Annotated in this window: 15 protein-coding genes and 4 pseudogenes; 9 read left to right on the top strand and 10 right to left on the bottom strand. The window is 39.7% G+C overall.

Features of this window, described 5'->3' with window-relative positions; genetic code table 11:
• Together L654_RS0111630 and hutC are read right to left on the bottom strand one after the other, a co-directional pair.
• Window positions 1-536, bottom strand: a pseudogene (locus L654_RS0111630) (urocanate hydratase); the annotation flags it as partial.
• A 66-nt stretch (window positions 537-602) separates the two neighbouring features.
• A pseudogene (gene hutC, locus L654_RS01000000125960) lies at window positions 603-1303 on the bottom strand (histidine utilization repressor).
• A 119-nt stretch (window positions 1304-1422) separates the two neighbouring features.
• On the opposite strand from hutC, the gene hutI reads away from it, so the two are divergent.
• Together hutI and L654_RS0111645 are read left to right on the top strand one after the other, a co-directional pair.
• Complete coding sequence (gene hutI, locus L654_RS0111640; RefSeq protein ID WP_024589899.1) at window positions 1423-2670, top strand: imidazolonepropionase; 1248 nt, start codon at window positions 1423-1425, stop codon at window positions 2668-2670.
• Window positions 2671-2790: 120 nt separating this feature from the next.
• A complete protein-coding gene (locus L654_RS0111645) occupies window positions 2791-4455 on the top strand; it encodes a GGDEF domain-containing phosphodiesterase (RefSeq protein WP_024589898.1) in 1665 nt (554 codons plus the stop codon).
• Here the strand turns inward: L654_RS0111645 and L654_RS0111650 are convergent.
• A complete protein-coding gene (locus L654_RS0111650; RefSeq protein ID WP_024589897.1) occupies window positions 4452-5501 on the bottom strand; it encodes a formimidoylglutamase in 1050 nt (349 codons plus the stop codon). The two genes, L654_RS0111645 and L654_RS0111650, sit on opposite strands and share 4 nt — an antisense overlap.
• A gap of 1 nt (window position 5502) precedes the next feature.
• Window positions 5503-6000, bottom strand: a complete 498-nt coding sequence (rraA, locus tag L654_RS0111655) for a ribonuclease E activity regulator RraA (protein WP_002959955.1) — start codon at window positions 5998-6000, stop codon at window positions 5503-5505.
• Window positions 6001-6201: 201 nt separating this feature from the next.
• On the opposite strand from rraA, the gene L654_RS0111660 reads away from it, so the two are divergent.
• The 3 genes and pseudogenes from L654_RS0111660 (at window position 6202) to L654_RS01000000125965 (ending at window position 9754) form a co-directional block, all read left to right on the top strand.
• Window positions 6202-6741 carry a phosphatase PAP2 family protein gene (locus L654_RS0111660; RefSeq protein ID WP_024608106.1) on the top strand — a complete coding sequence of 180 codons (540 nt, stop codon included), beginning with the start codon at window positions 6202-6204 and terminating at the stop codon, window positions 6739-6741.
• Window positions 6738-7769: an MJ1255/VC2487 family glycosyltransferase gene (locus L654_RS0111665; RefSeq protein WP_002958362.1), complete on the top strand. Its 1032-nt coding sequence runs from the start codon at window positions 6738-6740 to the stop codon at window positions 7767-7769. The genes L654_RS0111660 and L654_RS0111665 overlap by 4 nt, the downstream gene beginning before the upstream one ends.
• Window positions 7770-7878: 109 nt before the next feature.
• A pseudogene (locus L654_RS01000000125965) lies at window positions 7879-9754 on the top strand (methyl-accepting chemotaxis protein).
• Between the two features lie 29 nt (window positions 9755-9783).
• Here the strand turns inward: L654_RS01000000125965 and L654_RS0111675 are convergent.
• The 5 genes from L654_RS0111675 to priA all read right to left on the bottom strand — a co-directional run bounded on the left by L654_RS0111675 (window position 9784) and on the right by priA (window position 14893).
• The gene (locus tag L654_RS0111675) at window positions 9784-10158 is read right to left on the bottom strand and encodes a gamma-butyrobetaine hydroxylase-like domain-containing protein (RefSeq protein ID WP_002958364.1); all 375 of its coding nucleotides are present in this window, start codon (window positions 10156-10158) and stop codon (window positions 9784-9786) included.
• Between the two features lie 62 nt (window positions 10159-10220).
• The gene (gene hslU / locus L654_RS0111680) at window positions 10221-11549 is read right to left on the bottom strand and encodes an HslU--HslV peptidase ATPase subunit (protein ID WP_024589894.1); all 1329 of its coding nucleotides are present in this window, start codon (window positions 11547-11549) and stop codon (window positions 10221-10223) included.
• An 11-nt stretch (window positions 11550-11560) separates the two neighbouring features.
• Entirely contained in the window at window positions 11561-12079 is a 519-nt protein-coding gene (gene hslV, locus L654_RS0111685) for an ATP-dependent protease subunit HslV (RefSeq protein WP_002958366.1), read from the bottom strand.
• 79 nt (window positions 12080-12158) lie between these two features.
• Complete coding sequence (locus L654_RS0111690; protein ID WP_007582031.1) at window positions 12159-12686, bottom strand: SPOR domain-containing protein; 528 nt, start codon at window positions 12684-12686, stop codon at window positions 12159-12161.
• Between the two features lie 20 nt (window positions 12687-12706).
• Window positions 12707-14893, bottom strand: a complete 2187-nt coding sequence (gene priA, locus L654_RS0111695) for a primosomal protein N' (protein WP_024594431.1) — start codon at window positions 14891-14893, stop codon at window positions 12707-12709.
• 230 nt (window positions 14894-15123) lie between these two features.
• Here priA and rpmE point away from each other — a divergent pair, with 230 nt between their 5' ends.
• Window positions 15124-15339, top strand: a complete 216-nt coding sequence (gene rpmE, locus L654_RS0111700) for a 50S ribosomal protein L31 (RefSeq protein ID WP_007582029.1) — start codon at window positions 15124-15126, stop codon at window positions 15337-15339.
• 688 nt (window positions 15340-16027) lie between these two features.
• A complete protein-coding gene (locus tag L654_RS0111705) occupies window positions 16028-17269 on the top strand; it encodes a malic enzyme-like NAD(P)-binding protein (protein ID WP_007582028.1) in 1242 nt (413 codons plus the stop codon).
• A gap of 82 nt (window positions 17270-17351) precedes the next feature.
• Here the strand turns inward: L654_RS0111705 and metJ are convergent, their stop codons facing one another.
• Window positions 17352-17672, bottom strand: a complete 321-nt coding sequence (gene metJ / locus L654_RS0111710; RefSeq protein ID WP_007586263.1) for a met regulon transcriptional regulator MetJ — start codon at window positions 17670-17672, stop codon at window positions 17352-17354.
• 289 nt (window positions 17673-17961) lie between these two features.
• Between metJ and metB the strand changes: the two genes are divergently transcribed.
• Both metB and metL read left to right on the top strand, forming a co-directional pair.
• Window positions 17962-19209 carry a cystathionine gamma-synthase gene (metB, locus tag L654_RS0111715; protein WP_024608107.1) on the top strand — a complete coding sequence of 416 codons (1248 nt, stop codon included), beginning with the start codon at window positions 17962-17964 and terminating at the stop codon, window positions 19207-19209.
• A 5-nt stretch (window positions 19210-19214) separates the two neighbouring features.
• A pseudogene (gene metL, locus L654_RS01000000125970) lies at window positions 19215-21547 on the top strand (bifunctional aspartate kinase/homoserine dehydrogenase II); the annotation flags it as partial.

Below are 21547 nucleotides of genomic sequence, written 5' to 3' on the forward strand. Positions count from 1 at the left end.
CCGCCCATACCACCAAGGCCACCCGTTAATACCCACTTGCCTTTAGCACTGCCTGAAAAATGTTGCTTTGCCATGGCTATAAAGGTCTCGTAAGTGCCTTGTACAATGCCTTGCGAGCCAATATAAATCCAAGAACCCGCTGTCATTTGTCCGTACATCATCAAGCCTTTTTTATCGAGCTCGTTAAAGTGCTCCCAATTCGCCCAGTGTGGAACAAGGTTTGAGTTGGCAATAAGTACACGAGGGGCATTACTGTGGGTTTTAAATACACCAACGGGTTTTCCTGATTGTACAAGCAGAGTTTCGTCGTTTTCGAGTCTATCGAGGGTTTCTATAATTTTGTCATAACTTGGCCAATCACGAGCTGCTCGGCCAATACCACCATATACAACAAGTGCATGAGGATGTTCTGCAACTTCAGGGTCTAGATTATTCATTAGCATGCGCTTAGCAGCTTCAGTTTGCCAGCTTTTAGCACTTATTTTATCGCCATGAGGTGCACGTATTACGCGACTTGTGTCGAGTCGGTTGTTCATGTTTTGCTCCTGTTGTATATACAAGGTGATTTGTTATAAAAAAAGCGCAGTAAGCGCTATTGTTTGTTATTTTTTAAATGTTAAGTGTCCACCTAAGCGATATTTACTGCCTGGTGATACAAGGCGCGCAAAGCTTACAATGCCGTTAATAGACCATGTGCGTCGAATAACTTGTAAGCATGGCTCTTCGTTATATAAATTTAACCATTGGCACATTTCGCTGTTTGGCATAATAGCCTCTACGGTATGCCTCGCTTGGGTAAGTGGTGCAACACTAGATAGATACTCATGAGGTGTAAGCGTGCTAAAGTCTTGTTGTAAGTAACCAGCCGCAAGCGCAGGGTTTACAAAACGCTCTTCTAGCTGCAAGGGGCTGTCGTTTTCGTTATGAACGAGTACACTTCGATATACAACACTGTCAATCTCAACACCAAGCGCAATGGCAATAGGTGCGACTGCATTTATTGATTCAAGTATAAGTACACTACAGGTGTAGTTGCCGTTACGTTCTTTTACTTCATCAGCAATGTTTTTTATTTCGAGTAACGATGACTGCGATTTAAATGTGGCTACAAATGTACCTAACCCTTGGCTGCGGGNCCTGCCTCGGTTAACTCGCTTAGTGCTCGGCGGGCTGTCATTCTGCTGACACTAAATTGACTACTTAGTTCGTTTTCAGAGGGAACACGTTGGTTTTCTTGCCACGTACCGCTGCGAATTTTATCAACAATGAATTGTTTTATTTGCGCAAATTTAGGTGTCGTCATTAAATTTATGGTTACATTAAAAATAAACTATATAAATAAGATGACACAATTGCCTTGTATATACAAGGTGGGTTGTTAGACTATATTTTCATCACTCTCGGCGTAAAAAGGGCTGTAAAATGCAAAGCACAACAAAAAATTATGAGTTAGAAGAAATCGACTTACTTTTAACTGATGCCAATATTGCCACTATGGATAGCAATATAAATGCCCCTTATGGCGCAATCGAAAATGCTGCTATAGCTATTAAAAATGGTAAAATTGCGTGGATTGGAGAGCAAGCAACGTTGCCCAGTTTTGATGTGTTTGCAACGCCGACATTGAGTATAAAAGGGCAGTGGTTAACGCCGGGCTTAATAGATTGTCATACGCATCTAGTGTTTGCAGGTTCAAGGTCGCAAGAGTTTGAGCAGCGCTTGCAGGGTGTAAGTTATGAGCAAATTGCGGCACAAGGCGGTGGCATAGCAAGTACGGTTAAAGCGACGAGAGCAGCCGACTGTGAGCAATTATTTGTTGATGCAAAAGATCGCTTAAATACGTTGTTAAAAGAAGGTGTAACCACTGTTGAAATAAAGTCAGGCTATGGGCTAGATACTGAAAACGAGATAAAAATATTAGAAGTAGCTCGTTTATTAGGTGAGCATCATCCTATTGATATTAAAACTACTTTTTTAGGGGCGCATGCTCTACCGCCTGAATACAAAGGCCGTGCTGATGAATATATTGATTTGGTATGTACTGACATGCTTGATCAGGTAGTGGCTAATAATCTTGCTGATGCAGTCGATGTATTTTGTGAAAATGTAGGCTTTAGTTATTCGCAAACCAAACGTGTTTTTGAGGCGGCTAAAAAGCATAACCTCCCAGTAAAATGCCATGCTGAGCAGTTATCTAATCAACATGGTGCTGAGCTGGTGGCGCAGTTCAATGGCCTTTCGGCAGATCATATTGAGCATCTCGATGAAGAGGGTGTAAAAGCCATGGCAAACGCTGGGACGGTCGCGGTGTTATTGCCCGGTGCATTTTATTTTTTAAGAGAAACTAAATTCCCACCTATTGAGTTACTTAATCAATATAAAGTACCTATAGCTATTGCGAGTGATTTTAATCCTGGCACTTCACCGCTGTGCTCAGTGCACTTGATGATGAATATGGCATGCACATTGTTTAGATTAACACCCGAGCAAGCATTGGCAGGTGTTACTCGCAATGCTGCTAAAGCACTAGGGTTAGACGACCGTGGTATTTTAAAGGTTGGTGCAAGAGCTGATATTGCGCATTGGCAAATAAGTCATCCATCACAATTAAGTTACCAATTTGGCGTAAATAAACTGTTAAATTTATGGATTTTGGGTAGAATTAACTAATTTGTATTATTTTTACCCACATATAACCTGGTTTAAACTTTTTTAGCGAATACGGATGCCGTTAATTTGAACATACTAACCGACAGTAATTTCCCAATTTTTTTTAGTGGTGCACTATTGATGGCGATGATTGCCACTTTATTTGCCGTTAAAAATGCCAGTATTAAATTTAGCTATTTATGCACAGCAGCTGTTGGTTTGGCTATTTTGAGTACGGGCGCAGCTTGGCTTGCCATTTTACTTGCCTTTGGATTTTGTTTTCATTTATGGCAAGCCTTCGAGCGAAATAATTGGAGCATGATTATTACCAGCTCAATGGCTGGTCTTTTATTTGTTGTTCTATTTTCAGCTCATTTATTATTGGAAGTTCCGTTATTTTGGGTTGTGTTAGCGATATTATTATTAGCTATTGTTGGTTTTTTAAATGATGAAAGCGCTGAAATAGAAGTAGTGATAGAGCCAGAACCTACAGGTGATGCATTTATTGAAGAGTCTCCGCTTTCGGTTTTTGCAGATAGAAAACAGTTACGTCAAGGTTACTATGCATGGTGCGACAATAAGCAAGTAAGTGCAGCGTTAATCGTTATTCGTCTTGAAGGATTTGAACAAGTTAACCAGCACATTGGACGTGACTTTGGCGATATACTTTTAGCACAATCGGCTAATCGAATAAAAGAACTGCTTTCAAGTGACGAAATAGTGACTTTAGTTGGGCAAGAAAAGCTAGCCCACTTAGGGGGCCTTAACTTTGCATTTATTTGTAGTTTTGCGAATCAAAAACATTTGCATGAGTTGGTTATTGAACAAATACTGGGTGCAACGCTTAAGCCATTTAATGTTGCTAACTGCACTGTAGAGGTAAAAGCGAGGGCGAGCTATGTTGATTGTAATGAGCAAGACAATAACTTTGATAATTTAATATCGTACGCATACCTAGCACTCGATAGCCATCCAAATCGCAAGGTTGTGCCTTATCATCAACAAATGATGATTGAACTGCGAGAGCAACAAGCGCGACTAAAAGAATTGGCAAATATTGATTTTTCGAGCGAATTAGAACTCTATTTTCAACCTATAATTTGTAACGAAAACGGTCAAATTGAGTTTTTAGAATTACTACTGCGTTGGCAGCACCCTAAGCAAGGAATTTTATCTGCTAATCGTTTTATTGACGACATAAGAATAGCAGGGCTTGGTTACCCGCTTGCTAAATTTGTAATGGAGAGAGCCGCTGAGCTTGCAATGGCGCTTAGAGTAGAAGGTATTTCTATACCGCTTAGCATTAACGTATTTGGCCCTGAAATGCTAAATGAAGAGTTTGTTGAATTTGTTGATGTTGTTATAAATGAACATCACTTAGAGGCGGGAGACTTAATTGTTGAATGCCCTTTACATATTTTTGCTGGTTTAGATGACAAAGGCCGAGGCATGATCGCAAGACTTAATAACATAGGCTTAAAAGTATGTGTGGATGGACTTGGTGATAATCCAGTACTACTTTCTAAGTTACCAAGTTTAGCGGTTGAGTATATTAAGGTTTCACCTTCACTTACCGCTGACTTTAGTAATCAAAACAATATACGCAGTTTAGTTGGTGGAATGGTTGATATGCATAGCCAACAAAAAACAAAAGTAATTTTTGAAGGAGTAGAAACACTTGAACAACTTAAGTTTGTAAAAAGCTTAAAAGGTTATGCTGCACAAGGTTATTACTTTGGTCATCCGCTAAGTAGTATCGGTTTAATGAGCTGGCTAAAAGAGTGGCGATCGGTTCAACAACGTTAAGTGTTTTCTTTGGCTTGTAGGTAGCTATTTACAAGTGCACTAATCACTTGCCCTACATGGGCAGATCCGGCCTCAACTCCGTTAGGGTGCTGGCTAGGCGCTGCTTCACATAAGTGTAAGTACTTAGAGTAGCGATGGCTTGCAGCTAAATGCACAAAGTGCTCAGTGTCACTCACACTAAATCCGCAATATGTATACGCACTAACTGGCATATAAGTAATACTATCTAAATCAACTTCAACACCCAGCGGTAAATCATTAAAATTACTTAGTGCACTTTCAATTGCCTGCGTTAGTGTAATTTTTCGCTTAACTTGTATAGATTGATAGCTATCAAATTTAAAGTTAGCTTCACTCATTGCATCTATAATTGCTTGATTGTTTTTTAATTCATGTAAGCCAATAACATGGTAATTACTTAGATGTTGCTCGTTATACGCGTAGCGAAAGCCATTACCACTATGGCGACCTTCACATTCTCTAAAATCGGCATGAGGGTCAAAATTGATAGTATTAACAGGCGTGTTTTTTGACTTACTTAGCGCGCGAATAATACCTAAGCAATTATTGTGACCTCCGCCAATGACGATTGGCTCAAGCCCTGCTTTAAAAATAAGGCTTAATACTGACTCTACGCGTTCATCAAGTTGTTGGCATAAATCTCGTAATTGAGTTAACTGCTGGGCTTGCTGATTATTAAGTTGGTTGCTTTGCGCCATTAAATCATCAGTATTTACTTCACCCAATAAAAGTACTTTTTGAGTGGCAATAAATTGATTATGAGGTTGGTTTAAAAAACGTTTTAAAAAAGCAGGCCATGCTTCGTTTGCACCGCCATTTCCTAAATTGGCTTTTGGGCCAATATCTTCGCAAATACCAAGAAGTACGTAGCGAATGCCAAATTGAGCTGCGTCAATAAGTGCTTGTTGCAGGTTTACTTGAGTGTCTAGCAAGGCCATTGATTGCCATGCTTTTTTTTCATTTACGCGGTTAGAGCAAAGTGCTCTAACCGCGCTTTCATCATATACTTTTAAATGGGAGGTCACGTTATACTTCTACAACTTCCAATTCTAATTCTTCTGCAGATAAAACAATGCCAGTACTATCGGCATAAATAAAGTCATCATCAAAAAATGATACACCGGCAAAGTTAACGCCTATAGCATCCTCGCCAGCACCTTCACTGTCAGCTGCAACAGGGATAGAAGCAATTGCTTGAATGCCTAAATCAAGTTCTTCAAGCTCATCAACGTGGCGTACTGCGCCGTAAACAACAATACCATTCCAGTTATTTTCAAGTGCAAGTTCGGCCAATTCAATATCAATAAGTGCACGGCGAGTTGAGCCACCACCGTCAATAAGAAGCACTAAGTCTGTACCGTCTTGAGAAAGTAATTCGCGGATCAGTTCATTATTTTCAAAACATTTAACCGTTTTAATGCGGCCACCAAAGCTGTGTCGACCACCAAAGTTGATGAACATTGGCTCTAGCACGTCAACCACGTCAGCAAAGTGGTCGCATAAATCAGAAGTGCTGTAATCCATTATTTTATCCTCAAAAGGTACATTAATTTATATCTCAGTATACCCTCCTTATAAGCAATAACAACGACTTAATCGCAGTAAATTTAGGCAAAACAAGCGCTAAATCATTAATCGCAATAATAGTGTATTAAAAGCGTCACTCAATTGTTATTTACAACACATAAGCTAAATCGGTGTTCATATGTTATGCAATGAGGGATGGTGATGAATAATAATATGCTTAAAAAGGTAACTCAGATAGATGAGCAATTATTTTTAACTTTGTTTAATTGCAATTCACCGAGGTGGTTTAAAACAATGGCCTTTGGTTTGTCTAAAAGCGGTGATGGTGAGCTTTATATATTAATATGCTTAGCAGTGTGGTGGCTTAGTAATAATGAACAGCATCAATTATTGCCTGTTACTATATTAATTGGTTTTGCTATAGAAAGACCTATTTACCTACTAGCTAAAAATAGATTTGCTCGGATCCGTCCATGCGACTGCTTAGTAACAAATGCCTATATAGTACCAAGCGATAAATTTAGTTTACCATCGGGTCACAGTGCAGCTGCCTTTTTAGTGGCAATTATATTAAGCCATTTTTTTCCAGAATATGCGTTACTACTATTTAGTTGGGCTACCGGCGTTGCTATGTCTCGTGTGGTATTGGGTGTGCACTTTCCTGCTGATATTATAATAGGCGCAACGATTGGTAGTTTTTGTGGTTTATTTGCGTTAGCACTTGTGGTGCCTGCATGAAAATATTGTATGGAGTACAAGGTACCGGTAATGGTCATATAACGCGCGCTCGGGTTATGGCAAGCTGCTTTAATAAGCTCGGTATTGATGTTGATTATGTGTTTTCAGGGCGCGCAAATAAAGATTACTTTGATATGCACGAATTCTCAGATTATAAAGCGTATCGTGGTTTATCGTTTAGCACTGAAAATGGGCAAGTTAAAAATTTAAAAACACTTAAAAACATGCGAATTTGTAAGTTGGTGAGTGATATAAAATCGCTTGAGATAAAACAGTACGATTTTGTACTTAATGACTTTGAGCCAGTCACAGCATGGGCTGCAAAACGGGCAGGTATACCCGTTATTGGCATTAGTCACCAAGCAGCATTTTTGTCAGATAACGTACCTATGTTTGGTCGTGGCGTCCTGAGAAAATCACTTATCAAGCATTATGCACCAGCGACTACCTACTTAGGCGTGCACTGGCAACCATTTGCAAATAATATAATACCGCCTTTTATTGCTCATCATAATCACGACAACCCTGTAGCAGTAATGAACAAGGTATTGGTATATTTACCTTTCGAAAACTTAGATAGCGTTGTTGATTATTTAAAAGACTTTCCCGAAAAAGAATTTTATTGCTATCACCCAAATGCCAGCAATCAGTCTTTTGGACATATACATTTACGAGCCCCTTCACGTTCTGGCTTTTTAAACGACTTAGCAAACACAAGTGGTGTTATTGGTAACGCGGGATTTGAGCTTGCCAGTGAAGCGCTTAAGTTAGGTAAAAAGTTACTATTAAAGCCTTTAGATGGTCAGTTTGAGCAAGCAGCAAATGCACAAACTTTATTTGCCATGGGCATGGCGCATGTTATGAACTATTTAAACCCACAAGCCCTTGATGATTGGAATAGCGCGCCGCAAAACAAGCAAATAAATTACCCCAGCGATCCCGCGCCTTTAATTGATTGGTTGGTTAAACAACAATGGAATAACACACAATCGTTACATAAAGGTTTGTGGGATAGTGTCGCCTTATAGCCATCACATTTAAACTGTTTAGAATTACCAATAATAAAAAGTTAAATTAATTAGTCGCTTTTGATCTATTAGCTATAATACAAATGCATATTTAAAAAAGGCGTTAGCGATGAATTTTTTACAAAACTTAACAATTAAACGACGTTTACAACTAAACGCAGTCGTTGTTGGTTTAGCAATGGTGGTCCTTTTATGCGTGATTATTTTTGAATCACGTACAACCTTGAGCTTAAACAAGACTATTCAATTAGCAGAAGAGCTCAACGTACATGCATTAGCATTGCGTAAACATGAAAAAAACTTTTTGTTTTATAAACAAGAAGACGCGTTAACTGCATTTGAAACGGATTTTGAGCAGTTAAGTGATATAGTAAAAAAGTTACAACAGTTAATGGCTAACCAAGGTATTGCACAGGAGCAGGTCCAGCGCTTTGAGCAACTAATAAATAGCTATAATAATGATTTTGATACTGTTGTTAAGCTTCAAAAAGAGATTGGTTTAACCCCGACCGACGGGTTATATGGCAAGCTTAGAAGCTCGGTTCATGAAGTTGAGCAACTATTAAAAGAGCAGCAAAATTACCAACTGCTGTCGTCAATGCTGCAACTAAGACGCTCAGAAAAAGATTTCATGCTGAGATTTGATATTAAGTACCTAGGGCGTTTTAATGAGGGAATTAATACATTTAAGCAGCAGATAGCTGCAGCACAGCTGCCAAGCGACTATAAAGCACAAATTAATCCTTTGATTGATATATACCAAAGCGAATTTCAAACACTTGTGCAGGCGCAAACTAAGCTAGGGCTAGATCTTGAGTCAGGCGCACTTGGAGTAATGCGTGACAGTGTAGATAAAAGCGACGCCATTGTTTCTAAAATCGTTAAAGACACTAAGTTACAAGTAGAGCAAAGTGTAGAGCAGGCTCAATTTTTAGCTATTTTGGTATTTGTGATTGCAGGTGTGATTGTATTAGCGCTCGTTTATTTTACAAGCCACTCCATTATTGTACCTATTGAGCGGGTTTATCACACCATTAACGATATTCGTCGTAATAATGATTTGAGCGTGATGATAGAGCAAACTGGTAAAGACGAAATTACCACCATGACGGTCGACTTTAATAGCTTAATAGGCGATTTTAAGAACTTAATTAACGAAGTTAATGGTGCTTTAAACACGCTTAATGTAGCAACAGAGCATTTATCACAAAGTACCGCAGCAACAAGCTCTGGTATGCAAGAGCAACTACATGAAGCCGACATGGTTGCAACGGCAGNAAATGCAGGCGACGATTCAGGATATTTCACATAATACTGAAGCGGCTGCGAAAAAAGCAGAGTCAACAAATTTAAGTGCACAACAAGGGCGTAGTGAAGTAGATTCTACCGTTAAGCACATTAGGGCCCTATCTGATTCGCTGGGGAATGCATCAAATGTAGTGTCGCAACTTGAAAAAGATGGTGAAACAATTGGTTCAGTGCTTGATGTAATTCGAGGGATTGCAGATCAAACAAATTTACTTGCACTTAATGCGGCAATAGAAGCGGCCCGTGCTGGTGAGTATGGTCGTGGTTTTGCTGTTGTTGCAGATGAGGTTCGTTCATTAGCAAAGCGTACTCAAGAGTCTACAAGTGAGATTGAAGGTATTATAAGTACCTTACAGCAGCGTACTCAAGAAGTGGTGAGTATTATGCACAAATGTCGCTCTCAAGGTGATGAAAGTGCCTCGCAAGCAATTAAAGCAGGTGAGCTATTAGGCGCAATTACTGAAGATGTACAAACAATAATGGAAATGAGCTCTCAAATAGCAGTTGCTATTGATGAGCAAAGCCAAGTGGCATCAGAGGTTAATAAAAATGTAGTAAGAATTCGCGATATTGCACAAGACGCAACTGAACATGCTGCTAACAATGCGCAAACAAGTGAAGAGGTCTCTGAGCAGGCTCGCGTTCTGTTCACTGCAATTGATAAATTTAAGGTTTAATAACGCTTAATAGAACGGGCCTATAAAGTTTAAGGAACAAATTTTATAGGCACGCTATCTTTACTTTTTTCGTGTTCAGTTACCCGCGCTAAATATTCACTCCACAATGTATCTTGTTGCTGTTGTAGTTTTTCAAAGTAGCGCCAGCTAAATAGTCCGCTGTTATGGCCATCGTCAAAATCTAAACGAAGTGCGTAATGCCCAACAGGTACAATACTTTTTATTCCTACAGCTTGCTTATTAAGTACTAGCTTCATTGGGCCAGAGCCATGGCCCTGCACTTCAGCTGAAGGGGAGTGTACACGTAAAAACTCACAGCTAAATACAGCTTTACTGTCATCATCAAAGTAAACATCTAGATTTTTACTTACACTGTGGTAATGCACTTTTGTTACGTGTTTCATTTAATATATCCCATTAAAAAGCCCCCAATCTGGAGGCTTTTAGTATAACGTTTATATTCGTTTTATAGAATAAAGCGGCTTAAGTCTTCATCTTCAACAAGTGCACCTAAGTGTTTTTCAACATAAGCGGCGTCGATTACTAATGACGAGCCTGCTTTTTCAGAAGCGTCGTATGAAATTTCTTCCATCAATCTTTCCATTACAGTGTGTAGACGACGAGCACCGATGTTTTCGGTTTTCTCGTTAACTTGCCAAGCTGCTTTGGCAATACGCTCAATTGCATCGTCGCTAAACTCAATCGATACCTGCTCAGTTTTAAGCAGCTCTCGTTGTTGCTCGGTAAGCGATGCATGAGGCTCTGTAAGGATGCGTTTAAAGTCATCTGCAGTAAGTGCTTCAAGTTCTACTCGAATCGGTAAGCGGCCCTGTAGCTCTGGGATCATATCTGATGGCTTTGCCATCTGAAACGCACCAGAGGCAATAAACAGCATATGGTCAGTTTTAACCATTCCGTGCTTAGTATTTACAGTGGAGCCTTCAATTAGCGGTAGTAAGTCGCGCTGAACACCTTCTCGGCTCACATCAGGGCCTGAAGAATCACCACGTTTACAAATTTTGTCTATTTCATCTATAAACACAATACCGTTTTGCTCTACTGCAAAAATAGCTTGTTCTTTTAGCTCTTCAGGGTTTACTAATTTAGCGGCTTCTTCTTCCGTTAATAGTTTGAAGGCCTCTTTAATTTTTAACTTACGTTTAGTGCGTTTATCGCCGCCCATGTTTTGAAACATGCTTTGTAACTGGTTGGTCATATCTTCCATACCAGGAGGCGCCATAATTTCTACGTTTGATTGAGCTTGCGCTAATTCAATCTCGATTTCTTTATCATCTAATTGACCTTCACGTAATTTTTTACGAAATGTTTGGCGAGTAGATGAAGTATCGTCGCGTTGGCTTTCGCCATATTGATCTTTAACCGGTGGTAAAAGTGCATCTAAAATACGCTCTTCTGCTGCTTCTTCGGCGCGATGTTTAAACTTTTTAGTTTGCTGTTCGCGAGTCATTTTAATTGAAACATCAACGAGGTCACGTATGATCGTATCTACTTCTTTACCAACATAACCAACTTCAGTAAATTTAGTCGCTTCTACTTTAATGAATGGTGCGTTAGCAAGTTTTGCTAAACGGCGGGCAATTTCTGTTTTACCTACACCAGTTGGGCCAATCATTAGTATATTTTTTGGTGTTACTTCACTGCGTAAATCTTCATTTAATTGCATACGGCGCCAGCGATTACGAAGCGCAATAGCGACTGCTTTTTTAGCTTTAGCCTGACCTATAATGTGCTGATCTAGCTCGTGAACAATTTCTCTTGGGGTCATATCAGACATAATAGTTCCTATTATAATTCTTCGATTGTTTGGAAGTTATTAGTAAATACGCAGATGTTGCCTGCAATAGTTAAGCTTTTCTCTACTATTTCACGAGCGCTTAAATCTGTATTTTCTAAAAGGGCGGTTGCAGCTGATTGCGCAAAGTTACCACCACTACCAATTGCAATTAAATCGTTTTCTGGCTGAACTACATCGCCATTACCGGTAATAATTAAAGATGCTGTTTCGTCTGCTACGGCGAGCAGCGCTTCGAGTTTTCGAAGTGCACGGTCACTTCGCCAATCTTTAGCCATTTCTACTGCGGCTTTAGTTAGGTTACCTTGGTGCATTTCTAATTTGCTTTCAAAACGTTCGAAAAGAGTGAAGGCATCAGCAGTACCGCCGGCAAAACCAGCGATTACTTTGCCATTATAAAGACGTCGAACTTTGCGGGCGTTGCCCTTCATTACGGTGTTACCAAGTGAAACTTGGCCATCGCCGCCAATTACAACTTTGTCGCCGCGGCGAACACTTACGATAGTAGTCATGTTATTCCTCATCATCGAGCTGCAGAGGCAACTCGTAAAAAACGATTATGATGAGGTTATATGGGTGAATGGTTTATTTTCAAGTCCAGCCCCAAATTCCGCAGCCGACTATTTTTACACGTTTAAGTTTGTTTTTATCGCTTTCGGCTTGGCGTTTGGTTTTATAAGGGCCTAAACGTACTTTATACCAAGTACCATTGCTGCCTTCAGCCTGTTTTATCTCAGAAATGAGCCCTGCAAATGCGATTTTAGCTTTTAATGATTCAGCTTGTGCATGAGTTCTGAACGAACCGCATTGCATAACATAAGGACCTTTTTGCTCAAGTTCTTTTACTTCAACTTGAATCTCGTGGTTTCTAATTTCTTTAATAAATTCCGGTGTACGTGGAATAACAACTTCTACTTTTGCGGGTGCAGTTGGGTTAGCTTGTTTTTCGACAAGTTTTGGATCGGCATTACTTTTTATAAACCATAGTGTGTAGGCAAAACCACCTACAAGTAAGATGGCTATAACGGCTAAAAGAATAGGAAATGGTTTTTTAGCGGGTGCGTTTTTTTTACTGTTTCTGCCTGCAGGCTTTTTATTAATATAATCGTGCTGTGCCATGGTGTTATTTTGGCCTTAACCTAAATCATGTCTATAGGGTCTACGTCTAAGCTCCAGCGTACTTTTTGTGCAAGTTTACTGGTACTTAAATAATCAACCATTTGCGCAAGGTACTGATGTAATATGCGACGATCTTGCGCTTGAATATGCAATTGAAAACGATACATACCTGCGACTCTTTCAAGTGGGGCAGGGATCGGACCGAGCAATTGTATACCAGATACCCCATTCACAGGAACCAAATCCGTCAAAAAATCGACTACTAGTTTAATACTATGTCCTTGTGCACGCACAATGGCCATATTTGTAATGGGCGGTAAGTCAGCATCATCGCGCTCACTAAGAGCAAAGCGGGCAAAGTCTTGGTAACCATTATTAACTAAATCTTGTAAAAGAGGGTGTTCTGGAAAGTGTGTTTGTAATAACACTTGACCAGGCTCTCCTGAACGTCCAGCACGCCCCGCTACTTGGGTGACTAATTGCGCTAAGTGTTCTGTTGCTCTAAAGTCGCATGAGTATAAGCCGCTATCTACATCTAAAATTATAACAAGGCTTACATCTGCAAAGTGATGGCCTTTGGCAAGCATTTGTGTGCCCACTAAAATGCGTGCGCCGCCTAGATTTATTTCATCAAGTGCTTTTTCAAGGCTACCTTTACGGCGAGTTGAATCGCGGTCTATACGAGTAACGGGTGTATCAGGGAACTCGGTCGATAAAAACTCTTCAATTTGCTCTGTGCCTTTACCGTTAGGAAATATTTGCGTACTTCCACAGTCAGGGCATTGGTGAGGGACAGGGTACTGGTCGCCACAGTGATGACAGATCATTTGCCCAATCGCTTTATGAAATGTAGCGCTGGTACTGCATCGTTTACACTCGCTCAACCAACCGCACTCATGGCAAATAAGGGTGGGTGAGAAACCTCGGCGATTTAAAAATACCATAACCTGTTTACCGCGATTTAAGTGCTGACGCATGGTAGCAAGGCTTGCATGTGCAATACCTGCTTGGTCGGGCTGACCTTTCATATCGAGTAACTTAAACTGGTTGTCAGTCGCTGTTTGCGCACGCTCGGTTAAACTTAATAGCTGGTATTTGTTATTAATTGCTTTGTGTAGTGTTTCAAGCGCGGGTGTGGCGCTGCCTAATATAAGCGGAATTTTATGCTGAAAAGCTCTGTAAGCGGCTAAATCACGAGCATGGTAACGAAGGGTATCTTGTTGTTTAAATGATGAATCGTGTTCTTCATCAACAACAATCATACCGAGTTTTAAAAATGGCAGAAAAATACTCGAACGTGTGCCAATAACTATCGCACAACTGCCTTTTTCGCAAAAGCGCCATGTTTGTAAGCGTTCGTTGTCGGTAAGTGCAGAGTGCCAAAGCATAATGGGTGTATCAGGAAAGCGGCGGCGAAAACGGTTTACGGTTTGTGGTGTTAGGCCGATTTCGGGCACGAGTACGAGGGCTTGCTCGCCACGTTTGAGTACTTCTTCTAGGCACTGTAAATACACTTCGGTTTTACCGCTGCCCGTTACGCCTTCTAATAAAAAGCTGCTAAAGCCAGTACTTTGATTTATAGCTGTGCAAGCAACCGCTTGTTCTTTATTAAGTACTGGTTTACTACCGACGGTTGGAGCAACACTTTGCCATTGGTTATCGTGCTCAATAGTTTGTGTTATGAGTTCTTTATCTATTAAGCTATCTATTGTTTTTTTACTAAAGCCCAGTGCTTTTAACTCAGTTAATGATGACTTACCTGATTGCGATAACTGCTTTAATAGGTTGAGCTGTGTTTTAGCTTTTAATGACGGTACTTTTGCACCTTTTTCTGTCAGGGCAACCATATTAATACTGGTTTTATCAGGCGATTCACCTTGGCGAAGTGCACCAGGTAGCGCTATATGAATAGTTTCGCCTAATGGATAGCAATAATAGCGGGCAGTAAAGCTAAGGAGTTCTAAATGCTGGGCACTTAAAATAGGGGCGTCGTCTATTACCTCTATAATATTTTTAATTTTATTTAAAGGGACGTCGGTACTGCTTTTAATACCCAGAACAACCGCTACTTTTTTTTGATTACCAAAAGGTACCAAAACCCGCATGCCAGGTAGTAAAGGAGTTGATAAGCCACTGAGCTGTTCTTCTATTTTATAATCAAAGGTGCGTGGAAGCGGAACTTTAATAGCAACTTCAACAAAACTCATAACAACTCAACCCGTAAAATTAATGCTGTAATGTACTAAAAATAACGCTAAAAACCTACTAGCAATAGTGCTTGAGAAAGAGATTGTTCACTTTTTTGGCAAAAATATAAATAAATACTTGTGTGGGGGGAGGTTGTTGGATAAAATCCGCCACCAACAAATTTGTTTTAACGACGTATGGTGCCAAACTCCGGGTTTGGAGAGCGATGCGGCCTTAACTAGAGGTTCCTATGAAAGAAGGTATTCACCCTAAGTATGAAGTAATTTCTGCAACATGTTCATGTGGAAATAAATTCGAAACTAGCTCAACTCTTTGTAAAGACATTCACTTAGACGTATGTTCTGCGTGTCACCCGTTTTACACTGGTAAGCAAAAAGTTTTAGACACTGGCGGACGTGTTGATCGCTTCAACAAGCGCTTCGGTGCACTTGCCAGCAAGAAGTAATTATTGCTGTTTAGTTAAAAAAAGCACCTTAGGGTGCTTTTTTTGTGCCTAAAATTTGTTATTTATTAGCTTAAACCAACCTGCATAAATCTTTGAGCAATTTAACGAATTAAATTGCACCATAACGTCGTTAAAATTTTTTTATTTAAAACAACTAGATACAAAAATTTTTGCCTAGTTCTAGCGTAATTTTCTTAACGTTAAATAGACCCCATATATAAGCAGATTGGTATTATTTCGTTGATTTTAACTATCCCCTCCTTTTGCATAACTATTTCCTATTCTTATTCTGAGTATGCATAATCCTTTACAGACAAATCGATAGATATTCTCTATATTTTAAATAGTACAATTTTTAACTAGGTTGATAAAAGTAGCTAACGTGGGCTTATCTGTTTTTAAAGTAGGGTAGTAGGCTGTTATTCTAAGTTTATGCTGTTACTTTAAGTATACATTTTATAAGATTTTGATAGGTATAAAAGCACCTTAAAACTTACTTTTTAGGTGAATTTTTATTTATTAAATGTCGATATAATCCTGCAAAGTTACTGAAAAACCTCTTAAAATTAAAGGATATAGCATATAACAGGATAGACCTGATATTGCTTGGAATTTAAAAATAATAAGGGTATCGTACCCCAAGACTCCATCTCTCACTTTAACTTAAATTGCAGGATACAATCGCGTTATGTCTGACTTTCGTGAACAAGCACTACATTACCACTCACATCCCGTACCAGGTAAAATTAGCATTGAGCTTACAAAACCAGCTGAAACGGCTCATGATCTTGCACTTGCGTATAGCCCAGGTGTTGCCGAACCTGTACGTGAAATAGCTGCAGATCCTGCAAATGCTTATAAATATACTGGTAAAGGTAACATGGTTGCGGTTATTACTAATGGTACTGCAATTCTAGGCCTTGGTAATTTAGGTCCTTTAGCTTCTAAGCCTGTAATGGAAGGTAAAGCGTTATTGTTTAAACGTTTTGCAGGGCTTGATTCTATCGATATTGAAGTTAAGCACAAAACAACAGAAGACTTTATTAATACGGTTGCCAATATTGCCGACACATTCGGTGGCATTAACCTTGAAGATATTAAAGCACCAGAGTGTTTTGAAATTGAAAAAGCATTAATAGAGCGTTGTAGCATTCCTGTTTTTCATGACGATCAACACGGTACTGCCATTGTAACGGCTGCTGGTATGTTAAATGCGCTAGAAGTACAAGGTAAGTCAATTGAAGATGCAATTATTGTATGTTTAGGTGCAGGCGCTGCCGCTGTTGCGTGTATGGAGCTGTTAATTAAGTGTGGTGCACTGCGTGAACACATTTATATGCTTGACCGCAAAGGTGTTATTCATACTCGCCGCGATGACTTAAATGAATACAAACAGCTTTTTGCTAATAATACCGATAAGCGTACATTGCAAGATGTAATTGCAGATGCAGATGTATTTGTAGGCGTTTCTGGCCCTAACTTATTAGCGGCTGAAGATTTAAAGCTAATGGCTGCAAAACCAGTTGTGTTTGCATGTTCAAACCCAGATCCTGAGATTGATCCTGCTCTTGCGCACGGCGCACGCAACGATTTAATCATGGCAACAGGGCGCTCTGATTACCCTAACCAAGTTAATAATGTTTTATGTTTCCCGTTTATTTTCCGTGGTGCGCTTGATGTACGTGCAAGCGCTATTAACGATGAAATGAAAATTGCTGCAGTAGATGCTATTCGAAGTATTGCCAAAGAGCCAGTACCTGCAGAAGTTTTAAAAGCCGCTGGTGTAGATAAACTAGAATTTGGTGCGCAGTATATTATTCCAAAACCAATGGATCCACGTTTACTGCCGCGTATAGCAAGAGCTGTTGCACTTGCTGCTATTGAGTCAGGTGTTGCACAAATTGAGCTACCTGAAAACTATATGCAGTAAATCTATACAGTAGAGCTATGCAATAAAATTTAGACATAAAAAAACCTCAGTAATTACTGAGGTTTTTTTGTCTTTGTAATATTTATTCTTCGTTTAAAACGGGTACTTCTAGACCCATTTCTTGCATTATTTTTTTAACTTCTTCTGGCACTTTTTCGGCGTTATCTTTACGTAAGTCATCGTCATTTGGTAAAGGTTGGCCAGTAAAAGCATGCAAAAATGCCTCACATAGCAATTCACTATTTGTAGCATGGCGAAGGTTATTGATTTGACGACGTGTACGTTCGTCAGTTAATACCTTTAATACATTTAGCGGGATCGAAACGGTGATCTTTTTAACTTGCTCTGATTTTTTACCGTGTTCTGCGTATGGGTGAATATACTCACCATTCCATTTAGCCATAAGATGTATCGTTGCCTCAGATTATTAATTTCTCACACGGTATAAAAAGCGTGTAAATATGCGTGAAATTCTATCGATTTAAAAAAGATAGTCAAATAATAGATACCGATCTATCTTAATAAGCCTATTGTAGGTGTAAAGATAAGCACACTTTTGTGAGCTAAAATGTGTTATTCGCAGAGGCCCCTTCTACTTTTAGCCATCTAGAGCTTTAAAATACTTTGACTTATCAAAACGGATAACTTACTCTTTTAGACGTCTAAACATCCAAATTAATCAGGTGACGAATATGAGCGAAAAAAACAAAGCGACCATTGCTGTACGTAACGGCGTTGATGCTGATAAACATCATGGTGCGGTGGTACCGCCAATTTATTTATCGACTACTTATTCGTTTGCCGACTTTGATACTAAGCGTGAGTATGATTATGGTCGTAGCGGTAATCCTAATCGTGATATTTTAGCTGAGACGCTTGCTAAGCTTGAAGGTGGCGCTCGTGGCATAATTACAGCTACAGGCATGGCTGCCGTGCATTTAGCTACTCAGCTACTTAATAGTGACGATACGTTAGTAATTCCACATGATTGTTATGGTGGCAGCTATCGTTTATTTACATCTTTACAAAAACGCGGACTACTAAAGCTCGAAATATTAGATTTAACAAAAGAAGAAAGCCTTCAACAAATTTTAGTAATTAAACCAAAGCTTATTTGGATAGAAACCCCAAGTAACCCAGTACTTCGTTTAACAGATATTAAAGCGGTTACCGATATTGCAAAGCAATGCGGTGCATTGGTGGCTGCAGATAACACGTTTTTGTCGCCGGCCTTACAAAACCCTATTAAGTTTGGTGTAGATATTGTGGTGCATTCAACCACTAAATACATTAACGGACACTCAGATGTAGTAGGCGGCGCTGTTATTGCAGCAACACAAGAGTTAGGCAATGAGCTTGCTTGGTGGGCTAATAACATTGGTATTACGGGTGCGCCTTTTGATAGCTATTTAACGCTTCGTGGTTTACGTACTTTAAATGTGCGTCTAAGGCAGCATCAAGAAAATGCACTGGCAATAGCTAAGTATCTTGAAAGCTCTGAATATGTAAGCCAAGTTTACTACCCAGGTCTTGAGTCACATCCTCAACATGAGCTGGCTAAAGCACAGCAACTTGGTTTTGGTGGCATGGTTAGTTTTGATATTAAAGGCGATATAAATGACGCTGCGGCATTTTTAACTAGTCTTAAAACGTTTAGTTTAGCTGAGTCACTAGGTGGCGTAGAGAGCTTGATTTGTCACCCTGCAACTATGACGCACGCAGGTATGGAGGCAACAGCACGTTTAGAAGCGGGTGTGGGCGATACGCTTATTCGTATTTCGGTAGGTATTGAAGATATACACGATTTAGTCGCTGATTTTGAGCGAGTGTTTGAACTTGTAAAACCAGGGCAAAATAAAAATGTTGGCCGTGTAGGCAAAGGTGCAGGCACTTCTGGTGGGAACGTTAAATTAAGTGCAGCCCGTCCGGCGCTTTGGTGATTAATATGGTCAATTGTGTACATAAATTTGGTGGTTCAAGTTTAAGCTCAAGTGAGCGATACCAAAGCGTAGCAAAAATAATAATTACACATACTCAACCGGGTGATTGTGTGGTGGTATCGGCTGCNCTGCGGGTAAGACAACCGATACGCTAGTATTACTTTGGCAAAGCTATCAAAAACAAGATACTCAAGCAGTAGCTGATATTTTACTGCAGTTAAATAACCATCAAAGTGATTTAATAGAGCAGCTATTAGAAGCCGATTTAAAACGAAGTGCACTTAAAACACTAAGTATCGAACTTAGCTATATTGCAGAACTTGCTCAAGCTGAGCAGCTAAAAGAGGCTGCATTACTTGCACATGGCGAACTGTGGTCAGCACGTTTACTCGCTACTTATTTACAGCAGCTAAATATTGAGGCATGCGCTCAAGATGCGCGTACTCTTTTTACCTTAAATGATGGCGAATTAATGCATGCGCAAAATGCGCAGCAATGTGGGCAGTTAATTTTGCCTAATAAAATAAATGTTGTTACTGGGTTTATTGCCGCAGATATCAAAGGCGAGACTGTAACGCTTGGCCGAAATGGCAGTGACTACAGTGCAACACTACTTGCAAATTATTGCAATGCTAAGCAAGTATGCATTTGGACTGATACACAGGGGGTGTATAGCACTGATCCTCGCAAGGTACAAAAAGCGATTAAATACGGCAAAATTTGCCGTGGACAGGCTAATTTATTAGCTCGCTTGGGTAACCCTGTATTACATGCAAAAACACTATCGCCACTTAAAAACACAGATATTAAGCTAGCTGTTCGCAGTAGTTTTGATGTACAAGCAAGTCCAACAGATATAGTAAAAGAAGGTTCAGCGAAGAAAAAGCGCTTTATAACCACGTTGCAAAATGTTGACCTATTAATGGTTGAAGGATTAAGTGAAGGTGAGGTTGCAAGTGTTAGTCAGCTTATTCAGCATAACCTTCATCACTTTAACCATAATGGTGAAGTGTATTTAGTAGTACCTGCAGCACAAACTTATCTGGTTATTAATTATTTTGCGGGTAGGGCAAATATTAGCGAGTCAAATTTAAACGGTTGTGCAATTGTAGCGCCTGAGCAAGACGTTAATACATTAAGCTTACAAGCATTAGATTTATTAAAACTCCACAGCATAAAACCTCGTTTTGTCCATCAAGATACTGGCTATGCTTTATTGCTTACCGATCAATTTATAGATAGTGATATACAAAGTGACTTACACGATAAGCTAATTAATAAAGGCCAAGAAATCGCAATTATAGTTGCGGGGCTTGGTAACGTTGGCGACGTTTTCATTAAACAGTTATCGGCACAATTTGAGCGTTTATCGGATGACTTTAGTATTAAATTAGTCGGTCTAATTCGCTCTAAAAAAATGCTGTTTAATGCAAGTGGTATTAATACACAGCAATGGAAAACTCAATGGCAGCATGAGGCAAATAGCTATCAATCTGCAGATTTACTGAATGCTATAAATGAGCTCGATTACGAGCATAAAATTGTAATTGATATTACCGCAAGTGAACAATTTAGCTTGTTATATCCAGACTTTGTAGATAGAAACTGTCATTTAATTAGTGCTAATAAATACGCTGGAACAGCACCGACTACTTGGTATAAAGCACTTCGTAGTAATATTACAGAACGTAATTTACATTGGCGATATAACACCAGTGTAGGCGCTGGCTTACCTATTAACTTTGCTTTGGCTGATTTGCAAAATAGTGGCGATAAAATAACACGTATAGAAGGTGTTTTCTCAGGCACGCTTTCGTGGCTATGCAGTAAATATGATGGAACAAGGCCATTCTCTGAGTTGGTACTAGAAGCTCAGAAAATGGGATTCACAGAGCCAGACCCTCGCGAAGATTTATCTGGGCGAGATATGCAGCGTAAGCTACTTATTTTAGCCCGAGAGCTAGGTGTTGAGCTTGGACTTGACGATATTAGCTTATCGGCATTGATGCCAGATGAGCTTGCGCTGGGAAGTTGGGATGACTTTTTAAATAAAAAAGCACAGCTAGACGCGTTCATCGAAGAGCATGCAGTAACAGCAAAGTCTAAAAATTCAGTACTTAGATATACGGGCTTGTTAGAAATCACACAAGGTGAAGTAATTGCTAAAGTGGGAATAGCGTATGTGCCTAATGGCGATGCGTTAGCAAACCTTACACCTGGCGATAATATTTTTGTAATTAATAGCAAATGGTATAGCGATAACGCATTAGTGATTCAGGGGCCTGGAGCGGGTAGAGAAGTGACCGCTGCGGGTGTGCACTCTGATTTATATTGGCTT

This window comes from Pseudoalteromonas sp. TAB23, assembly GCF_000498075.1.
GTDB lineage: Bacteria > Pseudomonadota > Gammaproteobacteria > Enterobacterales > Alteromonadaceae > Pseudoalteromonas > Pseudoalteromonas arctica.